This window comes from Bacteroides sp. AF20-13LB, from assembly GCF_003603065.1.
Taxonomy (GTDB): domain Bacteria; phylum Bacteroidota; class Bacteroidia; order Bacteroidales; family Bacteroidaceae; genus Bacteroides; species Bacteroides uniformis.
The window spans coordinates 80,236-100,967 of record NZ_QTMH01000003.1; the positions used below are offsets into that span (position 1 = coordinate 80,236).

A 20,732-nucleotide genomic window follows, 5' to 3' on the forward strand; every position below is an offset into this window, starting at 1 on the left:
ATATAAATTAAAAAATTAATTATGAAAGAACTTAGAATCTTTGGAATATGTATATGCGTGCTGCTGGGGACTGTAATGGGTAATGCAGCTTCAAAATTGCCTTCATCAGTGACGATGAGTAAGGTTCAATTAGAGAATAAGATAAAGGGAGGTTGGGCCGGCCAGACTATCGGGGTTAGCTTCGGTAGTTATACGGAATTTAGGTATCAAGGAACTTTTATTCAGGATTATCAGACGATTCCTTGGGGGGAAGGTTATGTGCAAAGATTGATGGATTCCTGGCCTGATTTATATGATGACATTTACATGGACCTCACTTTTGTAGATGTATTGGAGAAAAAAGGGCTGGATGCTTCGGTGAAAGATTTTGCTGTAGCTTTTGCTACGGCAGACTATAATTTATGGCATGCCAATCAGGCTGCGAGGTATAATATAGCTCATGGAGTGGACAATCCTGGACATTGGCTGAATAACCCACATGCCGATGACATTGATTATCAGATTGAAGCAGATTTTGCCGGACTGATGAATCCGGGTATGCCTAATTCAGCTTCTCAAATCAGTGATAAGGTGGGGCATCTTATGTGTTATGGCGATGGCTGGTATGGTGGTGTTTATGTCGGTGCCATGTATAGTCTTGCTTTTGTGTCTGATGATATCCAGTTTATTGTTACTGAGGCTTTAAAGACGATTCCGGAGGAAAGTGGTTTCTATAAATGTATTGCAGATGTGATAGAGTGGTATAAAATGTATCCTGATGATTGGAAACGTACTTGGTTCGAAATTCAGAAACATCATGCGGAAGAGATCGGTTGTCCGGATGGAGTATTTCATCCATTAGATATTGATGCTAAAATTAATGCCGCTTACATCGTTTTAGGATTATTGTATGGCAATGGTGATTTCACTAAGACAATGGAAATATCAACGCGGGCAGGTCAGGATTCAGATTGTAATCCGTCTTCTGCAGGAGGGATATTAGGCACAATGATAGGCTATGATGCTATCCCTGAATATTGGATGAAAGGTTTGAGAGGGGCGGAAGGCAAGAATTTCAAGTATACGTTACTCTGTTTGGATCAGATTTACACTATCAGCAATAAACATGCTTTGGAGATGATTCGCAGGAATGGAGGAAAAGTGGAAAAGGAGAATGTGACAATTGCCGTACAGAGGCCCGAGACTGTACGTTTGGAGCAGAGTTTTACAGATATGTATCCCACGGCTAAGGTTGAATTGTCTAAACACGATATAGATATACTGACTTTTGAATTTGAGGGTACGGGATTTGTACTCCGTGGGGAGGCTATTCGTAGGGACATGAATCGGCCGGATGCAGTACTGAAAGTTAATCTGTATCTTGATGGGGAGTTGGTCGAGAAGGCTGCTGCATTTCCGACTTACTTCCATGATCGGCGGTTAGATATATTTTGGAAATATCAGCTGCCTGAGGGTAAACATCAAGTAAAGGTAGAAGTCATAAAAGATGGTGCTAATGCTTTGTTGAAGTCTTGGGATTATATCGTTTATTCGAAAGGCAAGAAATGATTGTGAAATACTATGCTGATTAGGAACCATATCAAAAACAATAAATAGGTATTAATATGTAACATAGTATTGCATAGGGTAAGGTAAGCAAGATTAGCTTATGGATGATTTTAAGAACTGTATGAATGAGTTTTCTTTCATGCAGTTTTTTTTGGGTAGGAGAGATAGCCATGAAAAAACTAACTTCTATCGCTTATCTCAAAATAAATTAGTTATTTTGCAGAAAACAAAGGAATCTGGAATGGAACAAGAAGATTTTGATATACGCAACCAGCAGCCCGTCACCAGCCGAGAACGTGATTTCGAGAACGCTCTCCGTCCGTTGAATTTTGAGGATTTCAGCGGGCAGGACAAGGTGGTGGACAATCTGCGCATATTTGTGAAAGCTGCCCGCCTGCGTGGCGAGGCGCTGGACCATGTGTTGCTTCACGGCCCTCCCGGATTGGGAAAAACAACACTCAGCAATATCATAGCCAACGAACTGGGCGTAGGTTTCAAGATAACTTCCGGTCCGGTACTTGACAAGCCGGGGGATTTGGCGGGAGTGCTTACCAGCCTGGAGCCCAATGATGTACTTTTCATCGACGAAATACACCGGTTGAGCCCCGTAGTGGAGGAATATCTGTACTCAGCCATGGAGGACTACCGCATAGACATCATGATAGACAAAGGCCCTTCTGCCCGAAGCATACAGATTGATTTGAATCCTTTCACGCTGGTGGGAGCTACCACGCGTAGCGGTCTGTTGACAGCTCCGTTGCGTGCCCGTTTCGGTATCAACCTGCATCTGGAATATTACGATGATGATGTGTTGAGCGGCATTATCCGTCGTTCGTCCGGCATCCTCGATGTGCCTTGCTCCGTAAGGGCTGCCGCCGAGATTGCGAGCCGCAGCCGTGGCACACCGCGTATTGCCAATGCATTGCTGCGGCGTGTACGCGATTTTGCCCAAGTGAAAGGTTCGGGGAGCATTGACACGGAAATCGCACAGTTTGCCCTTGAGGCTCTGAATATCGACAAGTATGGTCTGGACGAGATAGACAATAAGATACTCTGTACCATCATCGACAAGTTCAAAGGCGGTCCGGTGGGATTGACTACCATCGCCACTGCTTTGGGCGAAGATGCAGGTACGATAGAGGAAGTCTATGAACCGTTCCTGATAAAAGAAGGTTTCCTGAAACGCACTCCCCGTGGGCGTGAAGTGACGGAGCTTGCCTACAAGCATCTGGGGCGAAGCCTCTATAGTAGCCAGCGTACCTTGTTTGGCGACGAGTGATTCATTTTAAGAAAACGAATACAGAGATGCGGAGACATAAAGTCTCTCTTTCCTCTTATCCTAGAAAACTTTGTGCCTCCGTGCCTTTGTGTTCATAACAACCATTAAAGAAGTGGCCGGATTAAAATCATTGGCAAAAGAAACTGCCATTTATGGGTTGAGCAGCATTGTGGGGCGTTTCCTCAATTACCTGCTGGTGCCCGTATATACCATGGCGATGTCCGCACAAAGCGGAGGCTATGGCGTAGTGACGAATGTATATGCGTGGGTGGCGCTCATGCTGGTGTTGTTGACGTGCGGCATGGAGACCGGTTTCTTCCGCTTTGCCAATAAAGGAGAGGACGACCCGATGCGGGTGTACTCCACGACATTGCTCAGTGTGAGTGTGGGGGCGCTTACCTTTCTTGCATTGGGATTGCTGTTCCTCAACCCCATTGCCGGATGGCTGGAGTATGGTGACCATCCCTGGTACGTGGGCATGATGATGATTGTGGTGGCGATGGATGCTATTCAAAGCATTCCTTTCGCTTATTTGCGCTACAAGAAGCGTCCCATTAAGTTTGCGGCACTCAAACTGCTGTTCATCTTCCTGAACATTGCACTGAATCTGCTCTATTATGTGGGAATGAAAGGGGATGACGTGGGTTATGCCTTCCTTTTCAATCTGATATGCACCTCTACCATCATGCTTTGCATGATTCCGGAGTTGCGTGGGTTTGCCTACGTGCTGGACAGAAAACTGCTGAAGCGGATGCTTGCTTATTGTCTGCCGTTGCTGGTACTCGGCTTGGCAGGTATCCTGAATCAGGTGGCGGATAAGATTATTTTTCCTTTTGTCTATCCGGATGAGGCGGAAGCTTCCGTACAGTTGGGCATTTATGGGGCTGCCAGCAAGATTGCCATGGTGATGGCGATGCTTACACAAGCCTTCCGCTATGCATACGAGCCTTTTGTCTTCGGGAAGAGCCGGGACAAGGACAACAAGCAGATGTATGCGCAAGCCATGAAGTTCTTCATCATCTTCACACTGCTGGCATTCCTCGCTGTCATGTTCTATCTGGACATCCTGCGCCATATTATCGGTCGCGACTACTGGCCGGGATTGCGGGTAGTGCCTATCGTGATGGCTGCCGAAATCTTTATGGGTATCTATTTCAATCTTTCCTTCTGGTACAAGCTGATTGACGAAACGCGTTGGGGAGCTTATTTCTCCTTGATAGGTTGCACGGTGCTGGTAGTGATGAACATACTTCTGATTCCCCGATACAGTTATATGGCTTGTGCCTGGGCAGGATTCTGTGGCTATGGCATCGCCATGCTTCTGTCCTATTTCGTAGGGCAGAAGAAGTATCCCATTCAGTATGACCTGAGGGCTATCGGTAGTTATGTGCTGCTTGCGGCAGTACTCTATCTGGCTGCCGAATATGTCCCGATAGAAAATATTTACCTGCGTATGGCGTACCGTACCGTTTTGTTGCTGCTCTTTGTGGCCTATATCGTGAAGTGCGACTTGCCGTTGAGGCAGATTCCGTTCATTGGTAGGCTGGTGAAGTGAGGTTAGAGAAGTTAGATTGATAAACATTGCGTATTTAACAGTTTTGTCAAGAAAAGCATTACTTTTGTACTGTTATTAAAACTGAAGTGACACAATGGACAGAAAAATCAATCGCATAAAGATTGTTTTGAAATCAAGGATTGTGCAGAAGAGCAAACAATAAATTCAGAATCAAGTATGATTAAATCAGAAGCAATTCAGAATCTCCTCGCAAGATTCGAATCCATTGCGTGTGAATACGAAGGCGTGGAGTGCTGGAGTGCTCGCGAATTATATCCCATTCTGGGCTATGCCAAATGGCAAACGTTTGAGAATGTTTTAGGAAAAGCTAAGGAGGCTTGCCAAAACGCTAGTGTAGAGACGAGTAATCATTTTACCGGCATCAGTAAAACGATACTTATGCCTAAAGGTGCATCAAAGGACATTGAAGACTTTATGCTCACTCGCTATGCCTGCTACCTCGTGGCACAAAATGGTGACCCTCGTAAGTCGGAGATTGCTTTTGCCCAAAATTACGTTGCTGTACAAACACGTGTGGCAGAGGTAATAGAGCAACGACTTCTTGACTACGACCGTGTCCAGGCTCGCCATAAGTTGGCAGAGACAGAGAAACGCCTCTTTGGTGTTCTTTACGAGCGTGGTGTGGATGACAAGGGGTTCGGAATCATACGTAGTAAGGGCGACCAAGCTCTTTTTCGCATGAACACTGCTATGCTTAAACGTAAACTTGGAGCACCGGAAAAACGTGCTTTGGCAGATTTCTTGCCAACTCTTGGCATTAAGGCAAAGGACTTTGCTGCCGAGATGACCAGCAGTGTTTTACGAGGCGTTTCATTGAGAGAAAATTGAAAACTGATAATTGATAATGGAAGAAAAGACGACCGACAACAGAAATACCTTCGCTATCAAGACTTTTCTGAAAGACTATCTTGATTTGCGCAAAGACAAGGACAATGAACTGGAAACTGTAGATTCCATCCGTAAGGGAGTGGAATTCAAAGGAGCCAATCTTTGGATTCTGATATTCGCCATATTCATGGCCTCGTTGGGATTGAATGTAAACTCCACAGCCGTGATTATCGGTGCCATGCTCATCTCGCCGCTGATGGGGCCTATCATGGGCGTGGGGCTTTCTGTGGGGTTGAATGATTTTGAATTGATGAAGCGGTCTTTGAAGAGCTTCTTGATAACTACCTTGTTCAGTGTGACCACTGCTACCATTTTCTTTCTGGTGAGTCCCGTTGCCGAAGGGCAGTCGGAATTGCTGGCACGTACGTCACCCACCATTTATGACGTATTCATCGCCTTGATGGGCGGCTTGGCAGGTGTGACGGCGCTCTCTACCAAAGAGAAAGGAAATGTGATTCCGGGTGTTGCCATTGCCACGGCTTTGATGCCGCCTCTCTGTACGGCAGGCTACGGGCTGGCAACGGGTAACTTGATTTATTTCCTCGGTGCATTCTATCTTTATTTCATCAATTCTGTGTTTATCAGTCTTGCCACTTTCCTGGGCGTGCGCGTGATGCACTTCCAGCGCAAGGAGTTTGTGGATAAGAACCGGGAGAAGAAAGTACGTAAATATATCGTCCTGATTGCTATCCTGACCATGTGTCCCGCTGTCTATCTGACGGTAGGTATCGTCCAGGATACCTTCTTTGAGAGTGCTGCCAACCGTTTTGTCAACGAGCAGCTCTCCTTTGAGAATACGCAGGTGCTGGACAAGAAAATCCATCACGAGGGCAAGGGCCACGAAATACGTGTCGTGCTGATTGGGCAGGAGGTGCCCGAAGCTTCCATCGCCATTGCCCGCAGCAAGATGAAAGACTATAAGCTGGACAATACCAAGCTGATAGTCCTCCAAGGCATGAACAATGAAGCGGTGGATATTTCTTCCATCCGTGCCATGGTGATGGAAGACTTCTACAAGAACAGTGAGCAGCGTCTGGTGGAACAGAAACAGAAGATTGCCACGCTGGAGCAGAATTTGGAAAGATACAAAACCTTCGATGAATTGGGCAAGAAGATTATCCCGGAACTGAAAGTGCTCTACCCGTCGGTAAAGACCGTATCAATATCTCATGCGATTGAACTGGCGGTAGATTCTGTACGGGTGGATACTGTGACCCTTGCCGTCTTGAAATTCGGCAAGCATCCGGGTGCGCACGAGAAGGAAAAGATTGCGGAGTGGCTCAAGGCGCGTACGGGTGCCAAGCAATTGAGGCTGATTACTGAATAATACAAGAATTGACGGAATGAAAATAAGATTTATACTGATAGCTGTCTGCTTCCTTTTTTCTCTGCCGGGACAAGCGGATGAAGGGATGTGGATGCTGGGAAATCTGAACAAGCAGACACGCCAGACCATGAAAGAGTTGGGCTTGCAGATGTCTGTCAACAAGCTATACAATACGAAACGCCCGTCGCTGAAGGATGCGGTAGTCAGCTTCGGCGGCTTCTGCTCCGGCGTGGTGGTGTCCGAGGACGGGCTGGTGTTTACCAATCATCACTGCGGCTTCAGCAGCATACAGCAACACTCGTCTGTGGAGCACGACTATCTGAAAGACGGCTTTGTGGCACGTAATCTTAGTGAAGAACTGCCTAATCCGGAACTTTACGTCCGCTTCCTCTTGCACCAGCAAGACGTGACCCGTCGGGTACTTGGAGCAGTAAAACCGGATATGAACGAATCTGAGCGTACAAGTGTAGTAGATTCGGTGATGCTGGTCATTGGCGAAGAGGTTTCTCGTAAAGACTCCACGTTGATAGGCATTGTGGATGCTTACTATGGAGGCAATGAATTCTGGCTTTCCGTTTATCGCGACTACAATGATGTGCGGCTGGTATTTGCACCGCCTTCCTCAGTGGGCAAGTTCGGCTGGGACACTGACAACTGGGTATGGCCGCGCCATACGGGCGACTTCGCCGTATTCCGTATCTATGCCGGCAAAGACAACCGTCCTGCCGACTATTCTCCCGACAATGTTCCCTACCATCCCGAATACGTGGCTCCGATATCTCTGGACGGTTATCGTGAGGGTTCCTTCTGTATGACGATGGGCTATCCGGGCAGTACGGAACGCTATCTTTCCTCTTTTGGCATCGAAGAGATGATGACCACCACCAACCAGGCTCAGATAGATGTCCGTGGTGTGAAGCAGGCCATCTGGAAGCGTGAAATGGATAGCCGTGACAGCATCCGCATCAAGTACGCTTCCAAATACGACGAAAGTTCCAATTATTGGAAGAACAGCATAGGAGTGAACCGCACCATCAAGAAACTGCATGTGCTGGACAAGAAGCGTGCCATGGAGACCGAACTCCGTCGCTGGATACAGCAGACACCGGAGGAGCGGGAACATCTGCTGCATCTTTTTTCCGACCTGGAGCTGAACTACAAGAGCCGCCGTGATGCTTATCGTGCCAGAGCTTACTTTGCCGAATCTTTCCTGAACGGTCCGGAACTGGTGCAGCTTGCTTTGTCCATCCTCAACTTCGACTTTGAGGGGGAAGAGAAAACGGTGGTTGCCAATCTGAAAGCTATCGTTGAGAAATATGCCAATCTGGACTTGGGCATTGACAAGGAAGTGTTTACAGCACTGTTGAAAGAATACCGCTCCCAAGTGGATTCCACCTATCTGCCCGAGCTCTACCAGACGATTGCGACAGAATACGGAGGTAACGAGCGTACCTATGTGGATAGTCTTTATGCCCGCTCGGAGCTGACCACCCCCCGTGGATTGAAGCGTTTTCTGGAGCAGGACACCACCTATCAGATATATAATGACCCTGCCATCAACTTGGGCATCGACCTCATCACGAAGCTATTCGAGATGAATATGCAGGTACAGCAGGCTTCCGGTGAAATCGAGCGGAATGAACGTTTGTTCAACTCTGCCGTGCGACGTATGTACGCATCCCGTAACTTCTATCCCGACGCCAACTCCACCATGCGTTTGAGTTTTGGCACTGTCTGCGGTTATGCCCCCTTCGACGGAGCGGAATATGATTATTATACCACCGCGAAAGGTATTCTGGAGAAAGTCAGAGCCCATGCAGGCGATGTGGATTTTGAAGTGCAGCCTGAGTTGCTATCCCTTCTTTCCTCCGGTGATTTCGGTAGATATGCCGATGAGAAGGGAGAAATGAATGTCTGCTTTATCTCCAATAATGACATTACGGGAGGCAATTCCGGCAGTGCCATGTTCAATGCCAAAGGAGAACTTCTGGGGCTTGCCTTCGATGGGAACTGGGAAGCCATGAGCAGCGACATCCTTTATGAGCCGAAGATGCAGCGCACCATCGGGGTAGATGTACGCTACATACTGTTTATGATTGAGAAGTATGGGAAGGCAGGAAATCTGATTCAGGAACTGAAGCTTGCCAATCCTTAACGTGTGCCCCCTGCCTATACTTTTATGGGTGATATTTTCTAAATCACTCCACGGATACGGTCATCGAATGCCGAGAGTGCTGCCTTTGCCCCTTCGCCCATGGCAATGACTATCTGCTTGTAGGGAACATTCGATACATCCCCTGCCGCATATACCCCCGGAAGTGTGGTACGGCAGAAAGCGTCAATCTTAATCTCCCCGGTCGGAGTCGTTTCCAGCTTGTTGCGGAAAGGAGCGCTGTTGGCTGCCAAACCGATTTGCACGAAGATGCCGTCTAACGGGAAGTCGCGTTCCTCGCCGGTAAGGCGGTCCTTGATGCGGATAGAAGTTACTTTTTCCTCGTTTCCATCGACTTTTACGGTCTGTGACGAGGTGAAGATTTCCACATTCGGCAGGCTCTGGGCTTTCTCTTGCAGCACTTGGTCGGCTTTCAGTGTATCGGCAAATTCGAATACCGTTACCTTCCGGCAGATGCCTGCCAGGTCGATGGCAGCTTCAATCCCCGAGTTACCTCCACCGATAACCGCCACATGCTTGCCTTGATAGAACGGACCGTCGCAATGCGGACAGAATGCCACGCCGCGTCCTATGTATTCCGCTTCGCCCTCCACATTCAGTTTGCGCCAGCTTGCCCCTGTGGCAATGATTACCGCCGGTGCATGGAACATCTCGCCGCCTACGGTGGAGACACTTTTCTCCGTTCCCTGCAACTCTACTTTCTCTATCTTACGCTCCTCGAAAATCTCTATCGGATAGTGCTCTATATGTGTGCGGAGTGCGTTGGCAAGTTCTGCACCAGTAGTCTGCGGCACGGAGATAAGGTTTTCTATGCCTACCGTCTCCTTTACCTGTCCGCCTATGCGCTCGGCAACAATCGCCACCCGTAGGCCCTTGCGTGCAGAGTAGATGGCTGCGGAAGCTCCGGCTGGTCCGCCGCCCAATACCAGCACGTCGAAATCTCTCTCTATCGGCGCTTCGTCCTCTTGCGGAGCACTGCCGAAGGCTTCTTCCAGCTTCTGCAAAAGCTCTCCTAAAGAACCGCGACCTACGTGAAGCAGCTTGCCATTAGCGTAGACTGACGGCACGGCTTGTATCTTCAGCGCATCTACTTCCTCTTGATTAAGCGCCCCGTCCACCATCTCGTGGGTGACGTGCGGATTCAGCAATGCGATGATGTTCAGTGCCTGCACCACATCCGGACAGTTGGTGCAAGTAAGCGATACATACGTTTGCAGGCTGATGTCGCCTTGCAACGCCCGGATGCGGCGACGAATTGCTTCGTCCGGCAGATTTTTCCCCTTTCCATCGGCATTCAGCACGGCAAGCAGGAGGGAAGTGAACTCGTGTCCGCCGGGGATGCCGCGGAACTTGATGCCGGTTTCCACATCGTCTTTCAGCAATGTGAACTCCAACACGGGGTTCTCTATCTCACTCATCCGGCAGGAGAGCTTGTCGGAACAGCTTGCCACATCCTTCAAGAATCCGATAAGCTCTTGTGCCTGCTCGTGACCCGGATGATAGGTGATGTGAAAGACGTAGCGGGCTTCCAAATGCTGGAATACGCTCCGCACCTGGTCTAATATAGTTGTTTCTAACATGATTAATAGGGTGTTTGGGGTGAGAAAATAGTCTTTTAATATGTTTGATATAGAGTAGTTGCAGAACTTGTGAGGAAGTACTCCAATACTCCTTCGAAAGTACTGCGGTACTCCTTTGAAAGTACTACAGTACTTCTGTACAAGTACTGCGGACGTCTTAAAGGAAAGCGGACGTCTTTCTATGGTGAAAGCGCCCGCTCCTCCTATTACTTATCAAATCTTTCCTACAAGGTCGATGCTCGGCTTCAAAGTTTCCGCTCCTTTCTTCCACTTGGCAGGGCAGACTTCTCCATCGTGTGTGGCAACAAACTGTGCAGCTTCTACCTTGCGCAGCAGCTCGTCGGCATTGCGTCCGATGTTGTTGTCCTGTATCTCGGCAATCTTGATTTTACCCTCGGGATTTACGAGGAATGTGCCGCGATATGCCATGCCTTCCTCTTCAATCATCACGCCGAATGCGCGGCTCAGCACGCCTGTGGGGTCGGCAAGCATGGGGTACTTAATCTTGCGGATGCTTTCGGAAGCATCGTGCCATGCCTTGTGCACAAAGTGCGAGTCTGTGCTTACAGAATATACTTCTACGCCCATTGCTTGGAATTGGTCATATTTCTCTGCGATGTCTACCAGCTCGGTAGGGCATACGAAGGTAAAGTCTGCCGGATAGAAGAAGAAAATGGCCCATTTACCTTTTACGTCTTCGTGGGATACTGTTTTGAAACTTCCGTTTTGGAAAGCCTGAACCTTGAATTCAGGGAGTTGTGAGTTGATGATCGGTTCCATAATTTTTCTCTTTTAATAGGTTTAGTTTTTTGTTTTACCAATGCGAAGATTGTGCAGACAGAATGTAGAAGCCAGTTTGCTTGATGATGCTGAGGTGCAACCGACCTTCGCTTTTTCTGTTTGCAAAAATATAGCATTTTTCCCCGATAGAACAAAAAATCCGATTGAAAGATTTTATGGAGCGATAGATGAAATCTATACGACTGCTTGGGTTGCTTTCAGTGAGAGCATTTCCTTGGGTACGGAAAGTTTTATCTCCTTAACCAGCACTTCGAGCAGCGTGTGGCGGATAAAGTTCTTATTGGTCAGCAGCACGACCTGGCGGGTGGGGCAGGGGATGGCGAAGGAACGTACCAGCTCTTTCTGGGCATCGCCCAGTTGCAGAACGGCCAGTTCGGGGATGAAGGTCACGCCTTTGCCGCTTTCTACCATGCGCATAAAGGTCTCCATGCTGCCCAAGTGATAGGCAAGCTGGCTGGCACGTGCCGACTTCATCTGGCAGAAGCGCACCAGCTGGTCACGGAAGCAATGGCCCTCGTCGAGCAGCCAAAGCTGTTCGCCGTTCAGGTCGGAAGTACGGATTACCTCGTTGTTGAAGAGGGCGTCTTCGCGCGACACGTAGGCAAAGAACTGTTCATAGAACAACGGCGTCTGCTGCAACTCTTCCATACCTGCCAGACTCGCTACGATACCTGCATCTATTTCTCCCGTCTGCAGGGCTTTCTTGATGTCGTTTGTTTTCATTTCGACTACCCGGATGTCGAGGTCGGGGTATTTCTTCATCAGCTGCGGAAAGAAACGGGGCAGGAGGTAAGGAGCTACGGTGGGAAGTATACCCAGCTTGAAGGTGCCGGTCAGTGAGTGTTTTTCTTCTTCTATAATATTCTTTATACGGTTGGCTTGAACCAATATATTCTGTGCTTGTTCTATGATGTGGATACCGACGGGAGTGGGGCATACCGGCTGCTGGCTGCGGTCAAAAATCCGGGTGTCCAGTTCCTCTTCCAGTTTCTGAATCATGGCACTGAGGGTGGGCTGTGTCACGCGGCAATATTCGGCTGCTTTGGCAAAGTGGCGGAACTGGTTGACGGCAAGGATGTATTCCAATTGTTGTAAAGTCATGATGAACAAGGCATTTGAAGGTTATGTATAGAGTTCGTCTATGCAAAGATAGAAATTATCTGTTTGACAAGCCTTGATTTACCCCTTATCTTTGCAATACCCAAAAGAAAAATAGTATAAATATTTAAAACAATAGAATTATGAAAACTTTAGATTACTTGCATTTGAATGAAAAGAAAGTGGCTGGCGTAGCATCAGCATTGCACCAATTATTGGCCGACTTCCAGGTACATTACACCAATTTGCGCGGTATGCACTGGAACATCAAGGGACACGGCTTCTTTGTGCTGCACGAGAAGTTCGAGAGTATGTATGACGATACCGCCGAGAAGATTGACGAGATTGCAGAGCGCATCTTGATGCTGGGTGGCGTGCCCGAGAATAAGTTCAGTGAATACCTGAAGGTTGCCAACGTGAAGGAAGTGTCCGACATCTCTTGCGGCAGTGAGGCTGTGGACCATATCCTCGAGACTTACGGCTACCTGATTGGTGAAGAGAGAAAGGTAATTGAACTGGCAAATGAAGCTGGCGATGACGTGACGGCAGATTTGATGACCGGCTACCTGAAAGAGCAGGAGAAAATGGTTTGGATGCTCGTTGCATTCAGTACGAAAAGCTGCACGAAATAAAGGATAAAGAGTCGTGAAAAAGGATAGGGTGATAAAACGGTAGCGGATGCTGCCGGTTTTATCACCCTATTATCTTTCTATAGTTTATATCACTTCTTCTTCGGTGTCCGTCTTGCCCACCCTTCTTCACTGAAGTCGGGCTCTGCATCCTTAAAGTCATTGTTGCCCTGGAAGAACTGTTTCCAGTCATCCTTTTTGCCACGGGCTTTGGTGTAACCCCGCTCTTCGCGGCTGGGCTTGCCTTTCTTCTTGTCGTTTGCAGGACTTTCGGCCTTTTCGCTGCGTTTGCCGGTGGCATCGTTCCGTTTGCCGTCTTCCTTGTAACTGCGCTTCTTGCTGTCAAACTCTTTTTTCCCATGGCTTCCGGCTGTACCCGGACGTTTGCCCCTCGGAGCCTCCTTACCCTCGTCTCCAGCAACCTCTACGGATACTTTACGGCCGTTCCAGCTGGCGCGGTTCAGGGCCTTCACTACATTGGTGGCTTCCTTTTCCTCCACTTCGAAGAAGGAGAACTTCTGCATCAGGTCAATTCGTCCCAGCTCTACACGTCCACGTGTATTGTTGTTCAGCAGGCTGATTAATTCGTTGGGGAAGAAGTTGTCCATTTTACCCAGGTTGATGAACAAGCGGGTAAAGCCGGGTTCTGCTTTGCGGCTGCTTCTACGGTCGTTGCGGTCGCCCCTCTCGCCACTTCTTGCACCACGCTCACTACCGGTTGCTGTCTCTATCTCGTCACGGCCGCGATAGTAATCCAGGAAACGGTTGAATTCATGCGAAACCATGCGTTTAATCAGGTCCTCTTTGCTCAGCCAATCCAGCTTGCGGTAGATGTCGGTCATAAAGTCGGCGATTTCCTCCTCGTTCACTTTCACCTTTTCAAGATCGTCTATCACTTTGAGCAGTTGCTTTTCGCATATCTGTTTGCCGGTGGGCATTTCGCCTGCAATGAATTTCTTGCCGATGATGCGCTCAATCTCGCGCATTTTGCCTTTCTCTCGCAGGTTGATGATGGCGATGGAAGTCCCGGTTTTGCCGGCACGTCCCGTACGGCCGCTGCGGTGGGTATAACTCTCGGTGTCATCGGGCAATCCGTAGTTGATGACGTGTGTCAGGTCGTCCACATCGAGGCCGCGTGCGGCAACGTCCGTGGCAACCAGCAGTTGTAGGTTGCGGATGCGGAACTTTTGCATCACGGTGTCACGCTGCGCTTGACTCAGTTCGCCGTGCAGCGAGTCGGCATTATAGCCTTCCTGCATCAACTTGTCAGCTATTTCCTGCGTTTCTTTGCGGGTACGGCAGAAGATGATGCCGTATATCTGCGGATAGTAGTCCACAATACGTTTCAGGGCAGCATACTTGTCTTTGGCATGTACACAGAAGGCTACGTGTTTCACGTTGCTGGTGCTTTCATTTTTGCGTCCGATGGTGATTTCCTTGGCATCGCGCAGGTACTTCTTGGAGATGCGTGCGATTTCCGGGCTCATGGTAGCGGAGAACAGCAAGGTGTTGCGCTCCTGCGGCACATCGGCGAGAATGGCGTTGATGCTGTCTGTGAATCCCATGTTCAGCATTTCGTCCGCTTCGTCCATAACCACGTTCTGTATGGTGGCGAGGGACACGGTTTTGCGTTCCATCAGGTCCAGCAGTCGTCCCGGTGTGGCTACGATGATGTGTACACCCCGTTTCAGGGCGCGTATCTGGCTTTCGATGGACGAGCCTCCATATACGGGCAACACTCGCAAGCCATCGGTATATTTAGAATAATCGTTCAAGTCGCCTGCTATCTGCAAACAAAGTTCGCGGGTGGGGCAGAGAATAAGTGATTGGGGAATTCGGTTGTTGACGTTAATCTTCTGTATGAGCGGCAGGCCGAACGCTGCGGTCTTTCCTGTTCCTGTTTGTGCCAGTGCTACTACATCATTGTTTTCTCCTAAAAGGTAGGGAATTACTTCCTCTTGTACCGGCATGGGCTGCTCGTAACCCATTTCTTCGATGGCGCGGCGTATCTCCGGCGACACACCGAGCTCTTCAAATGTCTTCATTAAATCTTCTGTATATCTTTATCTTTATATTTCGGGCGCAAAGATAGTGCTTTTCAATGGATAATTGATAATTGATGGTTGATAATTATGCAATTACATGATAAAATCGTTTTTTATTGGCTACTCATTATCCATTATCCATTGTCAATTATCCGTTAAAAGAATGTCTTGCAGTCTCTTTCTTTCTTCTTTTGTCAGACCGATGCCTCTTTGCAGGTAGGTGTCGGTATCTCCATACCTTCGTTCCATTTCTTCGATGGCGGCATTCAGGAAATCCTCGCGTGCCGAGAAGAGGGTGGTGATGGCCTCTTGCGAGCGTGCCGGAAGCTGGTAGGCGTATCGGGAGGCCGCCGGGATGTTGAAGTAGTCGTTGCTGAGGCGGTAGTCTTCCATGATGATGTCTTCGTCCACTCCAAGGGAGGCAAGCACAAGTGCCGATACGATGCCCGTGCGCCCTTTGCCCGACGAGCAATGGATAACGACGGGATAATTGTTCTTGTCCAGCAGAATATCGAAAATCCGGCGGTATTCTTTGGTGTAGTTGCTGATGAGCTCGCGGTTCATCTGCTCCACGATTCGGTAGACAGTGTCGCTCTTGATTTTCTGTTCCTGCACACCTTTCAGGATATACTCCATGTCGCCGGTAGGAATGGGGATATGGATCACTTTGAATTCCTGTTGCAAAGGGCTTTGTCTGTTCGCTTCGACAGATGAACGCAGGTCGATGATGGTCCTTATGCCTATGTTCTTGAGCTCTTTGCGCGAACACGGTTTCAGCTTGTCTATTTCGGCAGAGCGATATAACATGCCCCAATGCACTTTCTTTTGGGTGGGATAGGAGGAATAGCCTCCCAGGTCCCGGAAGTTCTGTATGCCGGGGATGTTGATGTTGCGGGTGGCAATCTTTACCCGGTATTTGTCGGCGAATACAAGTGTGTAGTAGTATCGTTGTGTAGGGTCGGTAGTGATGACAGTCATCTTCAGGTCGGAGATGTTGGCGACGGCAACGGGAACATCTTCGGGGATATGGTCGGGATTGGTCGAAGCATATACCTTCACATTTCCTTTGATGAGGGGGGCCATTTCCCATTTTACAATGCAGTTGCCCACGTTGTTTTCTTCGCATACAACGGAAATGTGAGGGGAAGTGCCGCTGCAGGAAGGGAGCAGCACTGCCAAAACAAGCAAGTTCAATAAGTTCTTATACATAATTCGTAACCTCTCTGATGTCGTCAGTCACAAATATATGTAATTTACCCACAGAAGGTAACAGCAATGCCAAGCTTTTATATTTCTTTTTTGAACTTTAAAAAAACTGCTATAGATTCTTTCGTGCATAGGCAGGTTGGTTTACAATGTTACATCAGAGGACCGGGAGGATTTAATGGGGGGAGTTTTCCTTTGGGTTTCTGCATCCACGACAACATGATATGGTTGAGTTGTTTTCCTACTTCCCCTGGTTTGTATTGAATTTGTTCTTTCAGTTTTACTTCGATTTCTCTATAGACATACAGTGGTACTCTAGCGTATGGATTAAAGGTCGTAAAATTGAAATATACTTCGATTACTTTTCCTGTGTCTGGGCTTAGTAGCATGGTTATTGATAACTCATCTTTCCCAATTTCATCTGCCATGGCTTTGGTGAATGCTTGGTCTACAATGAAGTCTTCTTGCCAACTCATGGAGCTATCGTATTCAACCACCTTACTGTTCCAACTACCAATATATGCTTTTTCCGTGGCTTTATATACAATATCTTTGTATGTTAATTTGTTCTCCTTATTATAAAGAGTCACAAATTGGCTACCGTCATCTACATCGCATTGATACGTATAACCGTCTACATCGAAAGTAGTAGTCTTTTTATAAATAATAGTTTCCCAAAGTGATTCTTCTGTTCTGATAGGTTTGTCCTGTGCTACACAAGGGTAGATGTATCCTATAAGCAGTGTAATAAGCAATAGTCTTTTCATTCGTCACAATTTTTAGTTGTTAATTTTGTATGTTGCTTACATTAGCGAACCGGGAGGTGGTAATGGGGGGAGTTTCCCTTTAGGTTTTTGTCTCCATGATAGCATGATGTAATTGAGTTGTTTTCCCACTTCTCCGGGTTTAAAGTGTATTTGTTCTTTCAGTTTTACTTCGATTTCCCTATAGACATGCAGTGGCACTCTGGCGTATGGGCTAAAGGTTGTGAAATTGAAATTCACTTCTATTACTTTCCCCGTATCCGGACTGAGAAGCATGGTTATTGTGAACTCACGCTTTCCGAGTTCATCTGCCATGGCTTTGGTAAAAGCTTCGTCCACAATGCGGTCTGCTTGTTTACTCATGAAGCTATCGTATTCAATTACTTTTTTTTCATTCCAGCTACCGATGTATATTTTTCCTGTGGCTTTATATACAATATCTTTGTATGTCAACTTGTTCTCTTTGTTATGAAGAGTCACAAACTGGCTGCCGTCATCTACATCGCATTGGTACGTATAACCATCCACCCTAAAAGTGGTAGTCTTTTTATAAATGACTGTTTCTTCGAGCGTTTCTTCTGTTCTGATAGGTTTGTCCTGTGCTACACAAGGATAGATGTATCCTATAAGCAGTGTAATAAATAATAGTCTTTTCATTCGTTACAATTTTTAGTTGTTAATTTTATGTTGGGAAAAATATTGGTGATATCCGAATACTCTTTGAATGGATAATCTTCGTATCCTTCCTTACGGAAAGCATTAACAACATTATTAGATACATAGGTTTCAAAGAAATCCAAGAAAGAAGTCTTGACATGCCCTTGTTGATTTACGTACTCTCCTAGCGAGGCTGTCGCTCTTAAGCGTTGGCTTTCTGTATATTGCCTCTGTTTCTGTTCCGTCCACTCCACGCTCCTTTGTAAGAAAAGATATTGCGCGTAATGCGCTTCTATCTCTCTGTTCATCATAGAGCTTTTGAACGACGATATGGACTCTTGCGCGGTTTGGAAAACATGGAACATTTCATGCAGAAGGTTGTTTGCTTCCAATTCTTCCAATCCGATGTGCAAGGTATGCTCTTCCCAATTGTAGGAATACCCTTTGCCGAAATCGAATTCCAGATTGATTTTGTTGTTTTTGACTTTCTCTTTCAGTTGGCTGTATAGGTCTCCTCCCAAACAGTCTTCCATGATTCGGGCTGTCATGTTTTCGGTGATTACCCATAAAAGCGAGTCTTGGTCGGCTTCTTTCTTGAATATATTTCCTGCCGGAGTACCCGGTGAAGAGCCGGAACCTCCAGAACTTCCTCCTCCAATCCACACATCGCCACTTCCTCCTCCACCACTGTTCCAGTTGCTATTATTTATAAAGGCATCATCCACCCAATAGGAATGACTAACGCAGTTGGTATAGCTGTATTCCAGCTGGTCTTTAGGTCCGGTATATACATCCCAGCATTGGGTGACGGTTATTACCGAACGGGTCTGGGCATGAGGCTTGAATGTGAGTCCTTGCGCATTCTCTTCGCCAAATACTAGATAGCTTAACAAGTCGAATATGAACACTTGGTCGCTTTCTCTTATGAGTTCGTCATCACGCTTCAATGGAAAAAACTTCATCCATCCGTCTTTGATGTGCAACAGCCAGATGGCATCGATGCAGTGTGGCTTGTCAAGGCGGTAGAGGGGAACGAAGATACAGGTCTCTTCTCCAGTCAATTTATAGGTGAAGTTCCAGAGAGGAATGCCGTATTTCAACAGGAAAGAAGCGGTGAAATGCTTTTCTTCTTCCACTCTGCGTAGTGCGGAAATCACGGCTTTTAGGGTAGAGTCGGTGTAGGCAAAGAAGTTTTCCGGCTTGAATAACGCTTGCCGGGTCAACGGGACATCGTTTGCCGGGAATCGGGGTTGATAGAAGGATTCTTCTGTTTCGCAAGAGGCGAGTATTCCTAAAAGAATGCACAAGGCAAGGCAGATGTTTTGCCATTTCTGCTTAGGAGGGGTTGGAGAGTGCTGTCTGCTTCCTTTTGTATTCATAGCGCGAATGCTTAAGGTATAAAGGATAGACAAATAAAGCAAAAAAAAAGCAGAAATGAAAGGAAAAGCGGGAGAATTTTGTTAATCCGGAAGCTGTTCTACCACAGATTGCATGGATTTTCAGGCCATGTAATCTGTGGTGAACACCCTTTTGTAAGGGTGTCTATGGCTGGTATTTTCGTGCTTCTGCAAATTCCTTTGAAACGGAGTTGTTGAAACTCTTGCATACCTCGGCGGCAAACTCAATGCCGTATTGGATAACTTGGTCCCAAGTAGCCTCGTCCATGGTATCGAGGTCCTCGTAGCGTACATTATGTTTCAGCAGCCCGAAGATGATGCCTGCGTTGAAGTTGTCTCCTGCACCGATGGTGCTGACCGCCTCCAGTGGGGGGATGGAATATTCCTTGGAAATCGTGCCGGTGCGCAATGAAACCTGCTCCGCGCCGGCTGTGCAGAGGAAGTTGCGGCAGTAGAACTTTACTTTGTCTTTGTATATCTTGTCGGCCTCCTGCAGGCCCCACATATAGAAGAAATCCTCTTGCGAGCCGCGTACAATGTTGGCGTATTCCAGATTCTCGATGATGGTGGGAGCCAGCTTGATGGCCTCCTCTTTATGGGACGAACGGAAATTGGGATCGTAGTAGATAATGGCATGCATGTCGTGTGCGCGTTCCAGTAGCTCCACCACTTTGTCGCGCAGTACCGGATTCAGGGCATAGTACGACCCTATGATTACGATGTCGTCTTCCTGAATCTGCGGATATTCCACGTCCAGGCGCTGCTTGGGATAATCTTTGTAGAAGATGTATTCCGCATCGCTCCGGTTGTTCAGGAAAGCGAGTGATACGGGGGACTTCCCGTCGGGGAACACATTGACATGGTCTGTGGGAATATTGTTCTCGCGCATGAAGTTGAGGATGATATTGCCCACGTGGTCGTTGCCCGTTTCACTGATAAAGCAGATGGGAACACCGATACGTCCCAGTGAAACGATGCCGTTGAATACCGAACCACCCGGAACGGCTGCTGTGGGCTGTTCGCCACGGAATATGATGTCCAGTATGGTTTCTCCGATGCCTATTACTTTACGCATAGCGATCTTGATTTTTCTCCGAGGTAACCACCGTGATGGCGCTTGGAGTAGTCTTCAATGGTGAATCCTGTTTCTTTCATGGTCTGTACCACCAGGATGTCGCCGATGACGGTCATGGCGGTGGTCGAAGTCGTAGGCGTCATGCCCAGTACACATACTTCTTGCGGTTTCCCGGTGCTGAGGCATACATTGGATTCGTGTGCCAGGGGGCTGTCGGGGTTTCCGGTGATGACGATGAACTTCAGTCCCGGGTTCAGGTTATGTGCCAGCTGTGTCAGCTCCACGATTTCGCGAGTTTTGCCCGAATTGGAGATAAGTAGCAACAAGTCGTTCTCCTGAAGAATGCCGAGGTCACCATGCTGTGCTTCGCTGGGGTGCAGGAAAACGGAAGGAATGCCGGTGGAGCAGAAGGTAGTGGCGATGTTCATGGCTATTTGTCCGGCCTTGCCCATACCCGAAGTTACCAGTTTCCCTTTTTTGCGGTGCACTTGTTCTACGATGAGTTCTACAGCTCTTTCATAAGCGTCCGTCACTGGAATGTTCAGTACGGCTTGTGCCTCTTTCTGCAAAAGCTCTTGAATGGATGCAATCATACTTAATGTGCTAATTTGATTAATGTGCTTAAAATTATAGCAATTGCAAATATCTGCAATTTTCTATAAACGGCAATAAGTTTTATTGTATTTTTG

At 47.6% G+C, this 20,732-nt stretch carries 16 protein-coding genes and 1 pseudogene; 7 read left to right on the forward strand and 10 right to left on the reverse strand.

The features are described from left to right. Nucleotides 1-75 precede the first annotated feature (75 nt). The 6 genes and pseudogenes from DWX62_RS03960 (at nucleotide 76) to DWX62_RS03985 (ending at nucleotide 8,773) form a co-directional block, all read left to right on the forward strand. Nucleotides 76-1,548 carry an ADP-ribosylglycohydrolase family protein gene (locus tag DWX62_RS03960; RefSeq protein ID WP_227239069.1) on the forward strand — a complete coding sequence of 491 codons (1,473 nt, stop codon included), beginning with the start codon at nucleotides 76-78 and terminating at the stop codon, nucleotides 1,546-1,548. 241 nt (nucleotides 1,549-1,789) lie between these two features. Further along, nucleotides 1,790-2,827 carry a Holliday junction branch migration DNA helicase RuvB gene (gene ruvB, locus DWX62_RS03965; protein ID WP_034525480.1) on the forward strand — a complete coding sequence of 346 codons (1,038 nt, stop codon included), beginning with the start codon at nucleotides 1,790-1,792 and terminating at the stop codon, nucleotides 2,825-2,827. A gap of 112 nt (nucleotides 2,828-2,939) precedes the next feature. Further along, nucleotides 2,940-4,382 (forward strand): lipopolysaccharide biosynthesis protein, encoded by a 1,443-nt coding sequence (locus DWX62_RS03970; RefSeq protein ID WP_117887608.1) that lies wholly within the window; start codon nucleotides 2,940-2,942, stop codon nucleotides 4,380-4,382. 180 nt (nucleotides 4,383-4,562) lie between these two features. Continuing rightward, nucleotides 4,563-5,195 (forward strand): annotated as a pseudogene (gene dinD / locus DWX62_RS03975) (DNA damage-inducible protein D); the annotation flags it as partial. A gap of 52 nt (nucleotides 5,196-5,247) precedes the next feature. After that, nucleotides 5,248-6,618 carry a TIGR00341 family protein gene (locus DWX62_RS03980; protein WP_005826112.1) on the forward strand — a complete coding sequence of 457 codons (1,371 nt, stop codon included), beginning with the start codon at nucleotides 5,248-5,250 and terminating at the stop codon, nucleotides 6,616-6,618. Between the two features lie 16 nt (nucleotides 6,619-6,634). Next, nucleotides 6,635-8,773, forward strand: a complete 2,139-nt coding sequence (locus DWX62_RS03985) for a S46 family peptidase (RefSeq protein ID WP_120172602.1) — start codon at nucleotides 6,635-6,637, stop codon at nucleotides 8,771-8,773. A 38-nt stretch (nucleotides 8,774-8,811) separates the two neighbouring features. Here the strand turns inward: DWX62_RS03985 and ahpF are convergent, their stop codons facing one another. The 3 genes from ahpF to DWX62_RS04000 all read right to left on the reverse strand — a co-directional run bounded on the left by ahpF (nucleotide 8,812) and on the right by DWX62_RS04000 (nucleotide 12,273). Continuing rightward, entirely contained in the window at nucleotides 8,812-10,371 is a 1,560-nt protein-coding gene (ahpF, locus tag DWX62_RS03990) for an alkyl hydroperoxide reductase subunit F (protein WP_117588616.1), read from the reverse strand. Between the two features lie 213 nt (nucleotides 10,372-10,584). After that, nucleotides 10,585-11,151, reverse strand: coding sequence for an alkyl hydroperoxide reductase subunit C (gene ahpC / locus DWX62_RS03995; protein ID WP_005826106.1), 567 nt, complete (start codon nucleotides 11,149-11,151; stop codon nucleotides 10,585-10,587). 195 nt (nucleotides 11,152-11,346) lie between these two features. Then, nucleotides 11,347-12,273, reverse strand: a complete 927-nt coding sequence (locus DWX62_RS04000; protein WP_005826104.1) for a hydrogen peroxide-inducible genes activator — start codon at nucleotides 12,271-12,273, stop codon at nucleotides 11,347-11,349. A 140-nt stretch (nucleotides 12,274-12,413) separates the two neighbouring features. Between DWX62_RS04000 and DWX62_RS04005 the strand changes: the two genes are divergently transcribed. Next, nucleotides 12,414-12,902: a Dps family protein gene (locus DWX62_RS04005; RefSeq protein ID WP_005826103.1), complete on the forward strand. Its 489-nt coding sequence runs from the start codon at nucleotides 12,414-12,416 to the stop codon at nucleotides 12,900-12,902. 89 nt (nucleotides 12,903-12,991) lie between these two features. On the opposite strand, the gene DWX62_RS04010 is transcribed toward DWX62_RS04005, so the two are convergent. From DWX62_RS04010 to DWX62_RS04040, 7 genes are all read right to left on the reverse strand, one after another. After that, entirely contained in the window at nucleotides 12,992-14,944 is a 1,953-nt protein-coding gene (locus DWX62_RS04010) for a DEAD/DEAH box helicase (RefSeq protein WP_009037442.1), read from the reverse strand. 144 nt (nucleotides 14,945-15,088) lie between these two features. After that, entirely contained in the window at nucleotides 15,089-16,153 is a 1,065-nt protein-coding gene (locus DWX62_RS04015) for a tyrosine-protein phosphatase (protein WP_117878326.1), read from the reverse strand. Nucleotides 16,154-16,302: 149 nt separating this feature from the next. Further along, the gene (locus DWX62_RS04020) at nucleotides 16,303-16,917 is read right to left on the reverse strand and encodes a DUF5043 domain-containing protein (RefSeq protein ID WP_117878324.1); all 615 of its coding nucleotides are present in this window, start codon (nucleotides 16,915-16,917) and stop codon (nucleotides 16,303-16,305) included. Nucleotides 16,918-16,953: 36 nt separating this feature from the next. Beyond that, complete coding sequence (locus DWX62_RS04025) at nucleotides 16,954-17,571, reverse strand: DUF5043 domain-containing protein (protein ID WP_117878322.1); 618 nt, start codon at nucleotides 17,569-17,571, stop codon at nucleotides 16,954-16,956. Further along, nucleotides 17,568-18,950 (reverse strand): hypothetical protein, encoded by a 1,383-nt coding sequence (locus DWX62_RS04030; protein ID WP_117878319.1) that lies wholly within the window; start codon nucleotides 18,948-18,950, stop codon nucleotides 17,568-17,570. Before DWX62_RS04030 ends, DWX62_RS04025 begins: the two co-directional genes overlap by 4 nt. 163 nt (nucleotides 18,951-19,113) lie before the next feature. After that, entirely contained in the window at nucleotides 19,114-20,043 is a 930-nt protein-coding gene (locus DWX62_RS04035) for a carbohydrate kinase (protein ID WP_005833892.1), read from the reverse strand. Continuing rightward, the gene (locus tag DWX62_RS04040; protein WP_005826081.1) at nucleotides 20,031-20,636 is read right to left on the reverse strand and encodes an SIS domain-containing protein; all 606 of its coding nucleotides are present in this window, start codon (nucleotides 20,634-20,636) and stop codon (nucleotides 20,031-20,033) included. Before DWX62_RS04040 ends, DWX62_RS04035 begins: the two co-directional genes overlap by 13 nt. Nucleotides 20,637-20,732: the final 96 nt, after the last annotated feature.